The organism is Vicinamibacterales bacterium (assembly GCA_036496585.1).
In the GTDB taxonomy this organism is placed as follows: Bacteria; Acidobacteriota; Vicinamibacteria; order Vicinamibacterales; family 2-12-FULL-66-21; genus JAICSD01.
Genome location: DASXLB010000005.1, coordinates 78,979 through 94,924 on the forward strand (window position 1 = coordinate 78,979; position 15,946 = coordinate 94,924).

Here is a 15,946-nt window from a genome sequence, read left to right on the forward strand (position 1 = left end):
CCGTCAGCCACCGCAGCCCGTCACCCGGTGCAATAGACGATCAAAACGGGCTGACCCAGGATTCGACGGAGTGGGCTTTCGTCGGAGACGTGCGAGGACCATCAACCTCGCCAAACGATGAAAACCAACGTAACTGCGGATTCGCAGTTCGCTCTCGCAGCCTAAGAAGGGTGTGAGAGTCCGCCCTGACCGGCCTTGCCGGTGAGGATCAGAGTCGTTGGGAGGCTGGCTCTCACCGGAGCCTCAGACACCGATAGCGAGATTTTTCGGGGTTGGTGCCTGGCGTTTTCCCGCTTCTTCACATCGTCGATTCTTACGGGGATGTTCTTTCGGACCCGGGTGCAACTTCCGGCGCTTCCACCATTTTCTTCAATGGAACCGGGCGTTCTAGCCCGATTTTCCCGACGCTCCACGATCCCACCACGACCTTGAGCGCCGTCCAGCAATCGAATCGCTGCGTCGAGCGCCGCCGGACTCAGGTGCATGTAACGCTGCGTCGTCCCGAGATCCTGATGACCGGCGAGCTCCTGAATCGCCCGCGCCGGCGCGCCGCGCATCGTCAGATGCGAACAGAACATGTGCCGCAGGATATGCACGCCGGGTTCCACGTTCGCTCGTCGCGGCACCCGTCGCGATCATCACCTGGACCACCTTCTGCGTCAGCGGTTTGCCCTCCGCGTCGCACAGCACGCGTGGACCGCGAAGGTGTCTCGCCCCTGCAGCGCGGCCGCCAGCCGCTTCGTCAGCGGCACGTAGCGGATGCGCCCGTCTTTCGGCGCGCTCACATGTCAGCCGCGAGCTCGACTCTGTGCGGCGGGGCTCAGAAGATGGACCGGTACCCCCGCATCTGGGTGATGATCTGAACGTCCGTCATCCTCCCGGAGCGCGCCGGTTGCCCCGTTCGGGCCGCCATTGAATCTCGTTCCCCAGATCGCCGGCGAGCTTGGTACAGCACCTACCTTCCCCTAAGGGCAGTGGTCGGCGTGGGCGCGAGTGCCTATAGTGCCCATCAACTCCGATGAGCACGGCGCACACTCGATCACGGTGGCTGAATGACGCCTCCGAGATCCCGGGTCTCGGGCGAACATTCGCGCGCGAACGAACGAGGGCCTCGTGGACGCTTCGGCGATCGCTCTGGGAGAGCGGCGGGGGTTCGAGCTGGCCCGGGAATTGGCGCCCGAGCAGCGGCTGGAATGGTTCGAGCAGCTCTGAAGAAGAACCAACTGCTTTGTGAGTAGCAACGGAGAAGAGCATGAACACAGCTGAACACGCCAGGCTTGACGAGGCTCGTGAGGGCACGATCGAGTGGAAGAAGTGGGGTCCGTACCTCAGCGAGCGCCAATGGGGAACGGTCCGCGAGGACTACAGCGAGAACGGAGACGCCTGGAATTTCTTCACCCACGACCAGGCGCGCTCACGCGCCTATCGCTGGGGCGAAGACGGTCTGGCTGGCATCTCTGATGACAAACAGCGCTTGTGCTTCGCGCTGGCCTTGTGGAACGGGAACGACCCGATCATCAAGGAGCGGCTGTTCGGGTTGACCAACAGCGAGGGGAACCACGGCGAGGACGTCAAGGAGTACTACTTCTACCTCGATAGCACCCCGACCCACTCGTACATGAAGTATCTCTACAAGTACCCGCACGCGGCGTTTCCCTACGCCGATCTGCTGCAGACCAACGGCGCGCGCACTCGCGAGGAGATGGAGTACGAGCTCCTCGACACCGGCGTCTTCAGCGACGATCGGTACTTCGACGTGTTCGTGGAGTACGCCAAGGGCGCCGCGGAAGACATCCTCGTGCGCATCACGGCGGTCAACCGGGGACCGGACGCGGCAGACCTGCATCTGCTGCCGACGCTGTGGTTCCGCAATGACTGGTCGGCCTGGATTGCCGAATCCAACCGGGCCGCCAGCAAGCCCCATCTCCGCCAGGTCGAGTCGCCGCCGGGCGTGAGCGTGGTGTCGGTCGCGCATCCGGTGCTCGGTGACCTCGCTCTTTCGTGCGAAGGCGACGTGCCGCTGCTCTTCACCGAGAACGAAACCAACCACGAGCGGCTCTTTCCCGGGCAGAAGAACGAGAGCGCGCACGTCAAGGACGGCATCAACGACTGCGTCGTGCACGGCAACCATGACGCCGTGAATCCAGACAGGCAGGGCACGAAGGTCGCGGCACACTACTTCGCCACCGTCGGAGCCGGTCAGACCGCGGTGATTCGCGTGCGGCTCTCGCGCACCTCTCGGACGCACGAGGGCCCCTTCGGGGAGGCGTTCGACGATGTCTTCGCCGTCAGGACTCGTGAAGCCGACGAGTTTTACGCGTCGGTCACGCCTCCATCTGTGAGCGAGGACGCGGCCAACGTGATGCGCCAAGCCCTCGCCGGCATGCTCTGGAGCAAGCAGTTCTTCTTCTTCGACGGCGACAACTGGCTCGACGAGCACAACTCCAATCCGCTCCATCACGGCTATCGTCACACGCGAAACTCGGAGTGGTACCACATGTTGAACGAGGACATCATCTCGATGCCCGACAAGTGGGAGTACCCCTGGTACGCGGCCTGGGATCTGGCGTTTCACACGCTGCCGCTGTCGATCGTGGACCCCGACTTTGCCAAGAATCAGATGGATCTGATGCTTCGTGGCGCGTACCTCCACCCCAACGGCCAGATGCCCGCCTACGAATGGAATTTCAGCGACGTGAACCCGCCCGTCCACGCCTTTGCAACGTTGTTCCTCCATCGCATCCAGCAGGCCCAGCGCGGCAAGCCGGACCTGGACTTTCTTCGATCGACCTTCAACAAGCTCCTGCTGAATTTCACCTGGTGGGTCAACCGCAAGGACCGCTTCGGCAAGAACGTGTTCGAAGGCGGTTTTCTCGGCCTGGATAACATCGGCGTGTTCGATCGCAGCGCTCCGCTTCCCACGGGCGGTTACCTCGAGCAGGCCGACGGCACGGCCTGGATGGCCCTCTTCAGCGAAAACATGCTTGAACTCGCGATCGAGCTCGCCGCTCACGATCCGGTTTACGAGAGCATGGTCTTCAAATTCGTGGAGCACTTCTACTACATCGCAGCCGCGATGAACCAGTCCGGTCCCGGCGGCATGTGGGACGAGGAGGACGGCTTCTACTACGACATCCTGCGGCTCCCCGACGGCAGCGCCACGCGGCTCAAAGTGCGTTCCCTGGTCGGACTCCTTCCATTGTGCGCAACCACGGTGATCGAGAAGTTGCAGCGGGAACAGATCCCGAACGCCATGCAGTATGTGCAGGAACGCGCGCGCCGGATCCCCGAACTGTCGGCGACGATTCACCCGACCGGCCCGGGTCACTACGGCGTGGCCGAGCGGGGTATTCTCGCCCTCGTCAACCCGGAGAGGCTCCGCCGGATTCTCACGAGGATGCTCGACGAGAACGAGTTCCTGGGACCCCACGGCATTCGCTCGATCTCGAAGTTCCACGAACGGAACCCGTACGTCTTTCGTGTCGACGGCCAAGAGTACCGGGTGGATTACCTGCCGGCGGAATCGAACACGGGCATGTTCGGCGGCAACTCCAACTGGCGAGGCCCGGTCTGGATGCCGGTGAACGCCCTCATCATCAGGGCGCTACAGAATTTCTACCTCTACTACGGAGACAACTTCAAAGTCGAATGCCCCACCGGCTCCGGCCGGCTGATGAACCTGTTCGAGGTGAGCAAGGAGATCTCCGACCGGCTCGTCAGCACGTTCACCCGCGACGCTCAGGGCCGTCGTCCGGTGTACGGCGGCAGCACGACGTTCCAGACCGATCCCCACTGGCGCGATTACATCCTCTTCTACGAGTACTTCCACGCGGACAACGGCGCCGGGTTGGGTGCCAGTCACCAGACAGGCTGGACCGGACTCGTCGCCAAGCTCATCGAGCTCTATGGCGTCCTGGAACCTGAGCGCGCGCTGGATATCGGTAAGGAGGCTGCGTTCCAAACAGCCGCTACCTGATCGCGCAGTAAGAGAGGACGGAATCGTCTGAGCCTGATACGCCTGCCGGCAAGACGTCGGAGCGGGTGCTGGTAAGCAGCAGGCTGGCTGAGGAGTCGCGATCGAGCGACCGGTGAGTTCGGGCGAGGCGTCAACCGGTCGCGCGCTTGCGGTCCATGGATCGTAACACCAAGCAGGGAGAAGGCGTGCAGACAGAGTCGGCAAAAACAGACTGGCGCGTCCGCTGGCGCTTGTTCTCCTCCGAGGCGATCGGCACGGGCGCGCTGGTGTTCGGCGGCCTGTCGACGGTGATCCTGATGTTCGGCGACGGCAGCCCCATGGGACGCCTCGTGCCGAACGAAGGGCTGCGCATGGTGCTGACGCCGTTTCTCTTTGGCTGTGTTGGCACAGTGGTCACCCTGTCGCGTGTCGGTAGAGAAAGTGGAGCGCACATCAACCCGGCGGTCACCATGGGTTTCTGGATGATGCGCAAACTCGACGGACGAACGGCGGCCGGCTATATCGTCGCGCAGTTGCTGGGCGCATCCTTGGGGGCTCTTCCTCTTCTGGCGTGGGGATCGATGGGCCGCAGCGTCGCCTTCGGCGCCACGATTCCGGGTGCAGGCTATTCAACGACAACCGTGGTCATGGGTGAGGCGGTCACGACGTTTGCCCTGGTTGCGACTCTGCTGATCTTTCTGGGGTTTCGACATCTGCGAGCCTACACGCCGTATGTGATTCCCTTTCTTTACGCCGTCATGGTGCCGCTCGAGTCACACATCTCCGGCACGAGCACCAACCCAGCACGCACCTTCGGTCCTGCACTGATCTCGGGCCGTTGGGACGGATGGTGGATCTACTGGGTCGGCCCGATACTGGGCATGCTCGCCGCTATCCTCGCGTGCGGCTCCATCGCGAGGCGCATTGAAGTCGCGAAGCTCTATCACTTCGAGAGCGATCGTCGACGGTTGTTCCACCGGATGGCCGGCACGACATAGCCGAGCCGCGTGGCGGCCACGAAGCTGATCGACGCCATCGTCGTTGACGCCGACCCTCGAGGACGAACCGCGGAGCAGGAACGACGCGTTCGAGCCGACGAGATCCTGATGCTCGAACGCCCTCTTGCTTACTTCGTGAGACCGAAGGCCTGCTGAAGCTTGCCGAGGGAGGCCTGGACGGCCTGCCAGTTCGGTACGGCCGCGGGCATCGGGTTCGCGTCGACAAAGGCCTGGACTTTGGTGTTCTGTTCGACCAGCTGCCGCACTTCCGCTGTTGCCGGCTTGCCGTCGTTGACGCGTGACTTGACGGTATTGGCCTGCTTGACCAGCGCCTCGACGTCCTTCTTCGCGGCCTCCCGGTCAGGTTTCGGGAGGGTGCCGGCCTTGCCGAGGTCGTCTTTGAAGCGTCCCGCCGCCGTGCCGACTGACTCCGCGGCGGCGGCTGTCTCCTTGTCGTTCATCCGGCGGACCGCGGCCCCATCGGTGAGGGGAAACGTGGTGCCGTACGCCTCGGCCAGGTGCTTGAGATTCGTCACCTGACGGTCCCACTCGCTGCGACCCTTCATCCCGCTCTGGGAGGTCTGCATGAATGCGTCGATCGACGCCGACTGTTTGAGGACGGTGGCCACCTCGGTGCTGGCGGAGTAGTCAGCGGTGAAGCGCTGCTTGAGCTTCTGGGTGTTGTCCTGATAGTCCTGAAGCGCGCCCGAGACCTTGGTCTCGCCGGCGGGGCCGCGCAGCGTCGACCCCTTAAACTGGCCGTCGAGGTTGCCCTCGAACTTGTCGCGCCCCTCGTCGACCTGTTCGATCACCGCCTTGACGTCCTTGTCGGACGGACGTTCGGACGTTTGGGCGAACGCGGCCGCCGGCCACGGGGCCAGCGCGCTCGCGAGAAGAATGCGTTGTGCGCAGCGATTGAATGGTGTCATGGGATCTCCAGTGCAGCGTTGTTGACCGTGCCAAACGAGTTCATTTGCGCTTCGCGACCTGCGCCTTCGCCGCCGCGCGCCGCGCCTGCTGTTCGGTGAGCAGTTGGTAGGTGATGTAGTACTTGTAGATGTTGCTGACGTAGGTCACGGTTTCACGGCCGATGCGCTCCGACGCCACGCGCTCGACGTTGCCGAACCACACGTTGGGGTCGAGGCCCCGCTTCTTCGTCTCGGCCCGGAGCTGTCTGACCCGGCCCGGCCCGGCGTTGTACGCCGCGAATGTCATCAGCGTCTTGTTCAGCGGGTCCATGGAATCGCCCTTGAAGTACTGGTCGGTCATGAAGCGCATGTACTTCACGCCGGCGTGGATGTTGGCGTCGACCTCGGTGATGTCGCCGACGTTCAATTGCTTGCCGGTCGGGGGCATGACCTGCATCACGCCAATCGCGCCGACCGGGCTCTTGACGTTCTGGTCCAGCGTCGATTCCTGATATCCCTGCGCCGCCATCAGCAGGTAGTCGACGTTGTACTGCGCGCCGTATTTCTTGAACAACTCGACCACCGCCGCCAACTTCTGGCGCTCGGCATCGGCCGCGGCGTTCTTCGCGAATTTGGTGTTCTCGAGATAGCGGCGTTCGACGGTGTTGCGGAAACCGTCGCCTTTTCCGTGCTTGCGGAGCCACGTGTTGACGACCTCGCGCAGCTTGGGATTTTCTTTGCGAAACGCCACGGCCAGGCTGCCGCCTGTCCGTATCGCGACGTCCTTGTGCAGCGTGCTATCGGTGAACACTTTGCTCCAGAAGGCGGCCAGGTAGTCGTCCACGATGGTCATCGGCACGAGGCCAGCGTTGACCATCTCGAGGATGTCGTCGTCTTCGAGCACATCGGGGGCCTGGTCGATCACGACCGGCGCCTTGCCGCGCGCCTTGAGCTGCCCGTTCAGGCGGACGAGGCTCTCCTCGTAGATGCTGCCTTTGCGGACGAACACCTCTTGCCCGGCGAGATCGTCCACCGTGGCGATCGGCGGCGCGCCGGGGCCGGTGACCACCACTTCGCTGACGTTGGTGCGTGTCGGCTCCGAGAAGGCGGCGAGCTTCTCCAGCTCGGGCCTGACGGTGACCATGGCGGCGACCATGTCGATCTTGCCGCTCACAAGCGCCTGGTACAGCTGGCCGCGCGGTAGTGGGACGAACACCACGTGCATCTTGAGGTTGCCGGTCTTCAGGTCCGTGTTCAGGTCGTTCTCGAACAGCTTCAGGGACTCATAGGTCAGCCCCCGTTCCTGGCCCTTGTCGATGAAGTAGTGCGTGCGGTTGAACGTCACACCGGCGCGAATCGAACGGCGTTTGACCAACGCGTCGAAGTCACCGGTGAACGGCTTGTCCATCGAGTCACGGACGGCCTCCGGCAGCGCGTCGAATGGCGAGGCCGTGTCCGGGATTGGCGCGTCCGCTGCCGGCGGCGTCACAGCCGTCGTCGCGGCCGGCGCCGCCTCGTGGCGGCCGGAGCATCCGGTAGAGGCCGCCGCGATCAAGAGGGCGACGGCGGCCCGATAAATGCCGGGTCGCGCGCGGAGAGTTCTCGTGTGTCCTGGCAGGAGCATCTGGGCACTATAGGGATCGATGCCCAGGGCTGACTACTGCCCTTAGGGGCAGGGCCCGCGGCGACCGAGCGGCTTCAACTCAGAGCCCGAATAGCGCCCGTCCCCGGGATGCCGGAACTGCATAGCCTGAGGGAAGGCGACGCTCGGATAGTACCCGTCAATCTGTGGGGGCCTATTTGACAGTTCTTCTGTGCAGCGCCACCCGGTTGGCCTCCGCTACCGCCGCCTGTCTCGCGGTGTGCTCGATCGCGGCCGACCCGAGGTTGTCCGCTGCCGCGCAGACCGTCACCGCCACGACGGGCGCGATCAACGGCGTCGTGACGGACGGCACGAAAGCGGTCTTGCCCGGCGTGGCCGTGAGCCTGTCAGGACCGGCCTTGATGACGAGCCGCACGGTGATCTCCGACGAGACCGGTGGCTATCGTTTTTCTGCCGTCCCCACAGGCGACTACGCGGTCACCTTCGAACTCCCCGGTTTCGAGACCAGTGTCCGCGACGGCATTCACGTCGGACTCGGCTTCACGGCGACTGTCAGCGTTGAGCTGCACGCAGGGCGCGTCAGCGATACGGTTACGGTGAACGGCTCGCCCGTGGTGGATGTCTCGTCCACCCGCGTCACGACGCATTTCGACAGCGAGAAGCTGGCCAGCCTGCCCGGGGCGCGCGACGTGTTTGCGCTCCTCGCGAACACGCCCGGCGTGGCGATGTCGAAGATGGACGTCGGCGGGAACAACGCGCTCAGCCTGCTGGAGTACACCGCCTATGGCCTTCGAGCCGCCACAGGTGTGAACCGAAACGAGGTCGAAGGCATTCGCGTCGGTGGAGCCAACGGGTCGAACGACAATTACCTCCCCGACTTTGCGTCTTTTTCCGAGATTGCGATCACTGCCGTCGGGCACACGGCTTCCATGCCTGTACCTGGCACCCTGGGTCAGTACGTGAGCAAATCCGGGGGCAATGCGTATCACGGCGGCATCTATGCGGATTTCCAGAACGAGGCGTGGGAAGCGACCAACATCGACGATGACCAGATCGCCCGCGGTGTGGCGGGTGGTCCCGGCCTCGATGTCCGGGACGTGAACCGTCTGCAGCAGTTCAGGGACTTCAACGCAGACCTCGGCGGATACCTGAGAAAGGACAAGGCGTGGTGGTACGCGGCGTACCGATCAACGGCGGTTGAACAGCAGTCCGCCTGGCTGCTGGACGCGCCGGGTGCGCTGACGGCCGTGGTCGGGACCGGTAAGGTCACCTACCTGCTGTCTCCGCGGCAGAAGCTCGTCGGATACGTGCAGCACCAGGTGTTTGAGCAGCCGAGTTTCTTCGCCTTTGGCGCGAGTCAGCCGATTCAGACCAGCGATGCGTTGCCACACAACAGGTTCCTGGCGACCGTGTGGAAGACGGAGTACAACGCCGCGGTGTCCGACGCGCTTTTCGTCGAAGTGCGCGTCGGCAGTTATCACGCCGACACGGCGCTGACGTCCAAGAGCACGGCGCCGCGGATTGCGGACGTGGGTGCCAACACGGTCAGCGGCGGCACCCTGGCGTTTGGGCGAATCATCAACCGGCCCCAGGTGAACGGGTCCCTGAGTTTCCAGAAGACTGGTTGGGGCGGCAGTCACACCTTGAGGATCGGTGGCGAGTACATGCTCGACAAGGTCGTGTCGCCGACGAATGGATACGACAACCCGTGCAACTGCGTCTCGACGCTGAACAACGGTGTGCCCGTGCAGGTGCAGATCCTGCTGGGCCCGAACGTGTCGAAGAACAACCTGGCGACATCGGCCGCGTTTGTGGACGACACATGGCGCCTCAATCGAGCTGTCACGCTGTCGCTGGGAGTGCGCCTGGATCGCTACCAGCCGATCCTCCCCGATCAGGAAGGGCCGACCGGGCAGACGTTTCCGGCCATTGACCCGGTCCTCACGTTCAGCAACTGGGGCCCGAGGGTGGGCATGAGCACCGATCTCACCGGCGACGGCAAGACCGTCCTGAAACTTCAGTACGGAAGGTTCTGGGTCTATCCGGCGCCGATTTTCACCGCGGCGGTCAATCCCAATGCATCCGGCTGGTCGCAGACCTATCTGTGGACCAGCGACGCCAATGCGAACGGCCGCTGGGATCGTGGCGAAGAAGGACGATTGATTGCCGTATCGGGCGGAAGCAGCACCACCAGGCTCGACCCTGACATCAGCAACACCTCCGTCGATCAGGGCAGTGCCTATCTCGAACGCGAGGTGGCGCCGAATGTTGCCCTGCGGACGGGTGTCGTGCTGAACGCCAGGCGTCAGCCGTACGGGACGATCAACGTCAGCCGCCTGCTCGCGGCGTACTCGGTACCCGTGGCGATTGTTGATCCGGGACCTGACGGGCAACTCGGTTCCGCCGATGACGGCGGGACCCTGAATGCCTACAACTTGTCGGCCGCGGCCCTGAGCGCGGCGCCCGTGAATCTGACTACGAACCTGCCTGACAGCAACAGCGAGTACTACACCTGGGAAATCACCGCGACGAAACGTCAGACCGGGCGCTGGTCGCTGCTGGCGAGCTTCACGGAGACGTGGAGCCATGAGGCTGCCCTCGGAACGGGGAATGACTTCACGCCGAACGCCCTGATCAACGCCTCGGGGACGCAGGTGAGATTCAAGACATGGCAAGCCAAACTGAACGGGACAGTGAACCTGCCGTGGGGGCTTCGCGTCGTCCCCGTCATGCGGCACCAGTCCGGCCAGCCGTTCGCCCGCACGTTTGTACAGGTGCTCAACTATGGGAGCGCCACGATCAAGGCGGAGCCGATCACGGCCAGCCGGACGCCAGACATCACGCTCCTTGACGTGCGAACAGAGAAGGTGTTTCGAATCAATACCGTGCGCTTGACCGGGTTTTTCGACGTCTATAACCTGCTGAACACGAATGCTGAGCAGACGTTGAGCACCAGCTCGGGCGGCTCATGGTTGCGACCAACGGCGATCACGGGGCCCCGAATCCTCCGGATCGGTGCCCGATTGGACTGGTAGCCGTGCCGAGTGCCGTGCCTGACCCACGGAGGTCGAACTCGAGCTCATGAGTTGGGTCACTATCATCTGGTCGATGGTCGGGTCCGCGTGTTTCACGTTGGCCGCGATCTATTTTCTCGTCTGGTATCGGAACCGCGCCGCGTGGCCCCACTTCCTCTTCGCCGTGACGGCGGCCTCGACGACGGCGTACGCGTTCTGTGAACTGCGGGTGATGCTGGCGCAGACGCCAGCTGAGTTCCTGACCGCGATGCGCTGGGTGCAATTGGTGTCGTTCTTCCTCTTCGTGTCCATCACGTGGTTCGTCCGGATCTATCTGCGGGCCGGGCGAACCTGGTTCGCATGGACGGTCACCGGCCTTCGCACGTTCTACATGCTGCTCTCGTTCCTGGCCGGACTCAACGTCAACTATCGTTCCGTCACGAGTCTGCCCCACGTCCGGTTTCTGGGAGAATCCGTGAACGCCGTTGGCGCAGGCGTCCGCAGTTATTGGACCCTGTTCGGCCATTTTGCCGTCTTCCTGATTCTGGTCTTTGTCGTGGACGCCAGCATCATGACGTGGCGGCGCGGCGACCATCGCCAGGCGCGCATGATCGGTGGCGGTGTCGTGTTCTTCTTTTCGGCCGGACTGTTGACTTCCTCGGTGGCGTTTTGGGGGATCGTCCAGGCGCCACTTCTCGTCAGCCCGTGGTACCTGGGACTGGTCGTGGTCATGGGATACGAGTTAAGCCGGGATCTGCTCCGCGCCTCTCAACTCGTCCGCGAACTCCAGGTGAGCGAGGCCGGACTCCGCGAAAGCGAGGCGCGGATGACCCTGGCCGTCGAGGCCGGGGATCTCGGCATCTGGGTCTGGGACCTCGTGCGGGGCGACATCTGGGCGACCGACTCGTGGCGGGCGCTGTTTGGCTTCGCGGAGTCGGAGCGGCTGGCATTCGATGACGTGCTCGAGCGGCTGCATCCGGACGATCGCGAACTCCTCCAGCAGGCGCACGCGATGGCAGTCGCGGGCTCGAGTGGTGGCAGATACCAGACCGAATATCGGTTGATCCTGCCGGATGGCCGGACTCGCTGGATCGTGTCCCAGGGCCGCGTCGAGTTCGACGCCACCGGCCGGCCGCTCGTCATGCGAGGCACGTCTCGCGAGGTCACCGCGCGGAAACTCGCCGAAGCGGAGACCCAGCGCCTCCAACAGGAGATCGCCCACGCCGGACGCGTCTCGATGATGGGACAGCTCGCGTCTGGACTGGCGCACGAGATCAACCAACCGCTCGCCGCGATCCTGCGTAACGCGGAAGCCGCGGAGCTGTTCCTGCAGCACCCTTCGCCGGATCTCGACGAACTCCGTGCGATTCTGGTCGACATCCGCCACGACGACGAGCGCGCGGGTCAGGTCATCGACCGCATGCGCGGGCTGCTCAAGCGGCAGACGCTCGACGCGCGACAGCTCGACGTGAGGGCGCTCGTCGGCGACGTCGCGGCCCTGGTGCGCGTCGATGCGGCGACGCGCCGAGTGAAGCTGGACGTGGACGTCTCGGGCGATCTGCCGGCCGTCTGGGGCGACCGCATCCATCTGCAGCAGGTGCTGCTCAACCTCATCCTCAACGGCATGGACTCGCTGAGCGCCGCCGGCCGGGACGATCGACGCGTGTCCGTGACCGCGCGGTTCAATGGCGCGCAGACCGTCGTGATCGCTGTCGGCGACAACGGCCCGGGCATCCCCGCGGACACGCTGGCGCGGGTCTTCGACCCGTTCTACACGACGAAGCCGAACGGGATGGGCATGGGGCTGGCGATCTCCCGCACGATTGTCGAAGCGCACGGTGGCCGGTTGTGGGCGGAGAACGCCAGCGACGGTGGCGCGGCGTTCCGTTTCACCGTACCGATCGCACGTGAGGCGAGCGCGGCATGACGCCGACCGAGCGCATCGTCACAAGCTCTCCGGGCTACGTTCTGTCATGGACAATGAAGCGACGCGCAATCCGGGTGACCGGGCCTCTGATCATGAGGTAGGGAACGAATGCCAGGACGGCGGCGACGATCAGCGCCTGCCCCGGGTACACCCAGCGATAGACGATCACGTCGTAAATCACATCGAGAACGATTGCGACGATGAACACTTTGCCCACATCCTTCCATCCCTGCCGTCGGAGATCGTGGCGTGCGTCGGCGTTGATGAAGATGGCCCAGAAGACAAAGGGTGGCCGCTTCTCGCGGGCGTCTCGCAATCCGGCACGCACTGCCATGATGGTCGCCACTGCAGGCTGCACGAGCAGGCGGAAGTGGAACGGCCCGTCAGCGCGGCCGATGAGCATCTCCCACACGCGAGCGAAGAACTCCTGGGCCGTCATCAACTCGTTCAGGGAAGCTGGCTGGGTGACGGAGACTCCAGCGCGATCATGATCGTCCCGTCTACGACCTTCACTGGATACGTCGCGACGCCGTAGACGGGAACGTGCAGCGTGCTTCCCGTTGTCACGTCATATCGCCAGCCGTGCGCGCGACAGGTGACCACCTTGCCGTCGAGGGCGCTGCCGCCGAGCGACATGCCCTGATGCAGGCACGCATCAGCGATGGCGCAGATGGTGCCGTCGACGTTGAACAGCGCGACGTCCGCGTTACCGACAGTGACGACGGTGCCGGCGCCGCAGGGGAGCTGCTCCAGTCGCGCCACTTCCACGAAATCCGACATGGCAATTCCCCTCAACGTGCAACGCGTTTCAGCTCCTCGGCCAGGATGGGATGCCGAGATTGGTTGCATGTACGCTCCGCACAACGCAAAGCGGCGCGGTCCCGCTCTCCTTTTGGGAGGGCGGGACTTCTGATCGCTACGTTTTGGCGAGCGCCGGCGGCGGCGTCATGCAGTACGCCATCGGGTGCGAGTCGGAGATCTGGTGCTGGACGCTCTTCTTGCCGTCGGTTTCCCAGACCACGAAGCCGCGATCGTCATCGCCGCGATTCGGCGGCATGCCGAGATTCTTCAGCGTTTCGTCGACGCTGTCGTACCAGACGCCGATCTTCATGATCTTGCGCGCTTCCTCAGCCGTCGCAATCTTGCGGCCGAATCGCTCGCTGAGCTCCACGGCCGCCTTGATCTGGTCGATCGACGTCATGCGCTGACGCTTGCTGTTCCAGAGGTTGTCCTCGATGCCGACGCGCACGTGCTGCCCCAGGATGATCGCCATCGGCTGGGCGACCGCATTGATCCGCATGCCGGCCCAGAAGGTGACAATCGCCCCCTGCGGTTCGCGCTGGAGCCAGTGCATCCAGTCGAACGGATTGTGGCCGCACCCTCCGCCGCCATACATGGTGATGTTCGTATTCAGCGGGCCCATGTACGCGCCATGGCGGATCAGCCGCTCCACGATCTCGAGCTGGTGCACATGCGCGAGCGTGAAGTAGGGCTGGATCTTGTGCGCTCGCAGGCGCTTCAGGTGCTCCAGGTAGAAGGCCGGACCAGCGTCGGTGAACATGCCGGCATATGCCGCGATTACCTTCGGATCCTCGAGATGCGTCCCTTTCACATCGTCCTCGGTCCACATCTGCGTGATGTCGAACATGGAGGTGCCGATCGCCACCGTCACGGTTTCCGGCGCCGGCGTGATTTCAGCGAGCATGTGGCGCGTGTCGTAGTCGAGCCACTTTGCCTTGGCGCCATCGCTCTTGGGCGAGAATGCTATCGAGCCGCCGACCTGGATGATCATCTTCGGGCAGGCCTCCGTGAGGCGCTGCATCATGAAGTTGTAGTGTTCGATGTCCGCGGAGAGGTGCCCGGTCGCAGGGTTGCGCACGTGGAGGTGCAAGACCCTGGCGCCGGCATTGTAGCAATCCACCGCCGACTGGACCTGCTCGTCCCAGGTCACGGGGATGTCGGGCGCATCGCCCGGCAGCCACGTCGGGCCGTACGGCGCTGCGGTGATGATCAGCGGTTGCATGTTCTCGGGATACAGCGCGTCGTCTGTGTAGCGCATGGACTTTTCTCCTGGTGTCAGTTGCTGTCTCTAGCCCAGTTCGTCTGGTTCGGGCAGCGGCATCGCCAACGGGTCGGCCTGCCAGATGGCGAAGATGTTTCCCTCGGGGTCTGAAACGACGGCGTACCACGCGGTTTTCGGGACAGCGGTTTTCGGTCGCACAATCGCACCGCCGAGTTCCGTGATCCCATCGACGGTTCGATCGAGCGAGTCGACGTGGACGTAGTGCACCCAGCTGCGCGGCCCCGGGATCGGCCGGAACAGCAGCCCGCCGCCGATGCCGTTGGACTTTCCGGCGCCAGTGTCGATGCGCCAGTAGTCGATGCCCGACGCCTTGTTGATTTGCCATCCGAGCAGCGCCTGGTAGAACTGCGCGAGCTTCGCCGGCTCCTCGGCGTAAATCTCGAAGTGCGTCACTGAACTGGTCATCTGGTGTCTCCGGGTGTTGCGGCGAATATATGGCGCGACGCGCTACGCCGACTACTGCCCTTAGGGGCAGGATCGGGGTCGAAGGTCAGCGGTTAGACTGCGGGCGATCATGTTCCCCAAACCTCCACTCATCCTGCTGCTGGCGGCGCTCTGCGCGATGCGCGCCTCCGCGCAGGAGCTCGAGCCGCGCGCCTACTCATCCTCCCCAATCGGCACCAACTTCCTTCTGGTGGGCGTCGGCCGGTCGAGCGGCGATGTCGTCTTCGACCCGACCGTGCCTATCACCGACGTTCATGCGGACATCAACGCAGCCACGCTCGGCGCTGGACGTACATTCAGTCTGGTCGGGCACCTGGTGCTGGCGACGGTCGCCCTCCCTTATGTGTGGGGAGAGATCACGGGCAAGGTCTTTGAAGCGGCCGCAAGCACCACCCGTTCCGGCCTTGGGGATGCGCGGATGAAAGTCTCGGTGACTCTGCATGGCACACCGGCTCTGACGCCGCCCGCATTCGCGAAGGCCCCGCGGCGGACGAACATCGGCACTAGCCTTACCGTCGCGGCGCCCTCGGGCCAGTACTACGGCGACAAACTGATCAACATCGGCACGAATCGCTGGGCGTTCAAACCCGAGGTGGGTCTGTCTCGCCCAATCGGCCGCTGGACTCTTGACGTCTCGGGCGGAGCCTGGCTCTTCACGACGAACGATCAGTTCTATCAGGGGGATTCGATACGCACGCAGGACCCGCTGTTCGTCGTCCAGGGGCACGCCAGCTACAACGTCACCCGGCGAGCCTGGGCCGCGGTGGACGCCACGTGGTATGGCGGCGCCGACGTTCGCGTGGATGGCGGCCCGCCATCCGCCAGGCAGAACAACGCCCGTCTCGGCGCTACGCTGGCGCTGCCGATCGGAAGTCGCCAATCAATCAAGCTCGCGTACAGCGCCGGCGCGTCGACGCGAACTGGTGCCGATTTCACGACGGTGGCCGTCGCTTGGCAGTACCTCTGGTTCGATCGGACTTCACCGAACCGACCCTAGCAGGAGGGCTTTCTGAT

Annotated in this window: 13 protein-coding genes; 5 read left to right on the forward strand and 8 right to left on the reverse strand. The window is 63.9% G+C overall.

The features are described from left to right. Positions 1–161: 161 nt before the first annotated feature. Together VGI12_01940 and VGI12_01945 are read right to left on the reverse strand one after the other, a co-directional pair. Positions 162–626, reverse strand: coding sequence for a tyrosine-type recombinase/integrase (locus VGI12_01940; GenBank protein ID HEY2431404.1), 465 nt, complete (start codon positions 624–626; stop codon positions 162–164). Positions 627–659: 33 nt separating this feature from the next. Continuing rightward, positions 660–785: a hypothetical protein gene (locus tag VGI12_01945; protein ID HEY2431405.1), complete on the reverse strand. Its 126-nt coding sequence runs from the start codon at positions 783–785 to the stop codon at positions 660–662. A 467-nt stretch (positions 786–1,252) separates the two neighbouring features. On the opposite strand from VGI12_01945, the gene VGI12_01950 reads away from it, so the two are divergent. Both VGI12_01950 and VGI12_01955 read left to right on the forward strand, forming a co-directional pair. Beyond that, positions 1,253–3,976: a hypothetical protein gene (locus VGI12_01950; GenBank protein HEY2431406.1), complete on the forward strand. Its 2,724-nt coding sequence runs from the start codon at positions 1,253–1,255 to the stop codon at positions 3,974–3,976. Between the two features lie 155 nt (positions 3,977–4,131). Further along, the gene (locus VGI12_01955) at positions 4,132–4,953 is read left to right on the forward strand and encodes an aquaporin (GenBank protein ID HEY2431407.1); all 822 of its coding nucleotides are present in this window, start codon (positions 4,132–4,134) and stop codon (positions 4,951–4,953) included. Between the two features lie 128 nt (positions 4,954–5,081). On the opposite strand, the gene VGI12_01960 is transcribed toward VGI12_01955, so the two are convergent. Further along, positions 5,082–5,882 carry a hypothetical protein gene (locus VGI12_01960; GenBank protein HEY2431408.1) on the reverse strand — a complete coding sequence of 267 codons (801 nt, stop codon included), beginning with the start codon at positions 5,880–5,882 and terminating at the stop codon, positions 5,082–5,084. Between the two features lie 40 nt (positions 5,883–5,922). Beyond that, the gene (locus VGI12_01965) at positions 5,923–7,485 is read right to left on the reverse strand and encodes a transporter substrate-binding domain-containing protein (protein HEY2431409.1); all 1,563 of its coding nucleotides are present in this window, start codon (positions 7,483–7,485) and stop codon (positions 5,923–5,925) included. A 176-nt stretch (positions 7,486–7,661) separates the two neighbouring features. Here VGI12_01965 and VGI12_01970 point away from each other — a divergent pair, with 176 nt between their 5' ends. Together VGI12_01970 and VGI12_01975 are read left to right on the forward strand one after the other, a co-directional pair. Next, a complete protein-coding gene (locus VGI12_01970) occupies positions 7,662–10,499 on the forward strand; it encodes a carboxypeptidase regulatory-like domain-containing protein (GenBank protein ID HEY2431410.1) in 2,838 nt (945 codons plus the stop codon). 46 nt (positions 10,500–10,545) lie between these two features. Further along, on the forward strand, positions 10,546–12,405 hold the full coding sequence (locus tag VGI12_01975) for an ATP-binding protein (GenBank protein HEY2431411.1): 1,860 nt from the start codon (positions 10,546–10,548) through the stop codon (positions 12,403–12,405). Between the two features lie 34 nt (positions 12,406–12,439). Here the strand turns inward: VGI12_01975 and VGI12_01980 are convergent, their stop codons facing one another. The 4 genes from VGI12_01980 to VGI12_01995 all read right to left on the reverse strand — a co-directional run bounded on the left by VGI12_01980 (position 12,440) and on the right by VGI12_01995 (position 14,893). Further along, positions 12,440–12,844, reverse strand: a complete 405-nt coding sequence (locus VGI12_01980) for a hypothetical protein (GenBank protein HEY2431412.1) — start codon at positions 12,842–12,844, stop codon at positions 12,440–12,442. A gap of 8 nt (positions 12,845–12,852) precedes the next feature. Beyond that, positions 12,853–13,185 (reverse strand): Rieske 2Fe-2S domain-containing protein, encoded by a 333-nt coding sequence (locus VGI12_01985; protein HEY2431413.1) that lies wholly within the window; start codon positions 13,183–13,185, stop codon positions 12,853–12,855. A 136-nt stretch (positions 13,186–13,321) separates the two neighbouring features. Continuing rightward, positions 13,322–14,464: a 3-keto-5-aminohexanoate cleavage protein gene (locus VGI12_01990; GenBank protein HEY2431414.1), complete on the reverse strand. Its 1,143-nt coding sequence runs from the start codon at positions 14,462–14,464 to the stop codon at positions 13,322–13,324. A 30-nt stretch (positions 14,465–14,494) separates the two neighbouring features. After that, complete coding sequence (locus VGI12_01995) at positions 14,495–14,893, reverse strand: VOC family protein (protein ID HEY2431415.1); 399 nt, start codon at positions 14,891–14,893, stop codon at positions 14,495–14,497. Positions 14,894–15,002: 109 nt separating this feature from the next. Here VGI12_01995 and VGI12_02000 point away from each other — a divergent pair, with 109 nt between their 5' ends. Next, the gene (locus tag VGI12_02000) at positions 15,003–15,929 is read left to right on the forward strand and encodes a transporter (protein HEY2431416.1); all 927 of its coding nucleotides are present in this window, start codon (positions 15,003–15,005) and stop codon (positions 15,927–15,929) included. Positions 15,930–15,946 lie beyond the last annotated feature (17 nt).

Excerpts from the sequence above, each read along its gene's own strand:
- VGI12_01950 (HEY2431406.1), top strand. The coding sequence starts at position 1,253 with ATGAACACAGCTGAACACGCCAGGCTTGACGAGGCTCGTGAGGGCACG.
- VGI12_01960 (HEY2431408.1), bottom strand. The coding sequence starts at position 5,882 with ATGACACCATTCAATCGCTGCGCACAACGCATTCTTCTCGCGAGCGCG.
- VGI12_01995 (HEY2431415.1), bottom strand. The coding sequence starts at position 14,893 with ATGACCAGTTCAGTGACGCACTTCGAGATTTACGCCGAGGAGCCGGCG.
- VGI12_01985 (HEY2431413.1), bottom strand. The coding sequence starts at position 13,185 with ATGTCGGATTTCGTGGAAGTGGCGCGACTGGAGCAGCTCCCCTGCGGC.
- VGI12_02000 (HEY2431416.1), top strand. The coding sequence starts at position 15,003 with ATGTTCCCCAAACCTCCACTCATCCTGCTGCTGGCGGCGCTCTGCGCG.
- VGI12_01980 (HEY2431412.1), bottom strand. The coding sequence starts at position 12,844 with ATGACGGCCCAGGAGTTCTTCGCTCGCGTGTGGGAGATGCTCATCGGC.
- VGI12_01965 (HEY2431409.1), bottom strand. The coding sequence starts at position 7,485 with ATGCTCCTGCCAGGACACACGAGAACTCTCCGCGCGCGACCCGGCATT.
- VGI12_01990 (HEY2431414.1), bottom strand. The coding sequence starts at position 14,464 with ATGCGCTACACAGACGACGCGCTGTATCCCGAGAACATGCAACCGCTG.
- VGI12_01975 (HEY2431411.1), top strand. The coding sequence starts at position 10,546 with ATGAGTTGGGTCACTATCATCTGGTCGATGGTCGGGTCCGCGTGTTTC.
- VGI12_01955 (HEY2431407.1), top strand. The coding sequence starts at position 4,132 with ATGGATCGTAACACCAAGCAGGGAGAAGGCGTGCAGACAGAGTCGGCA.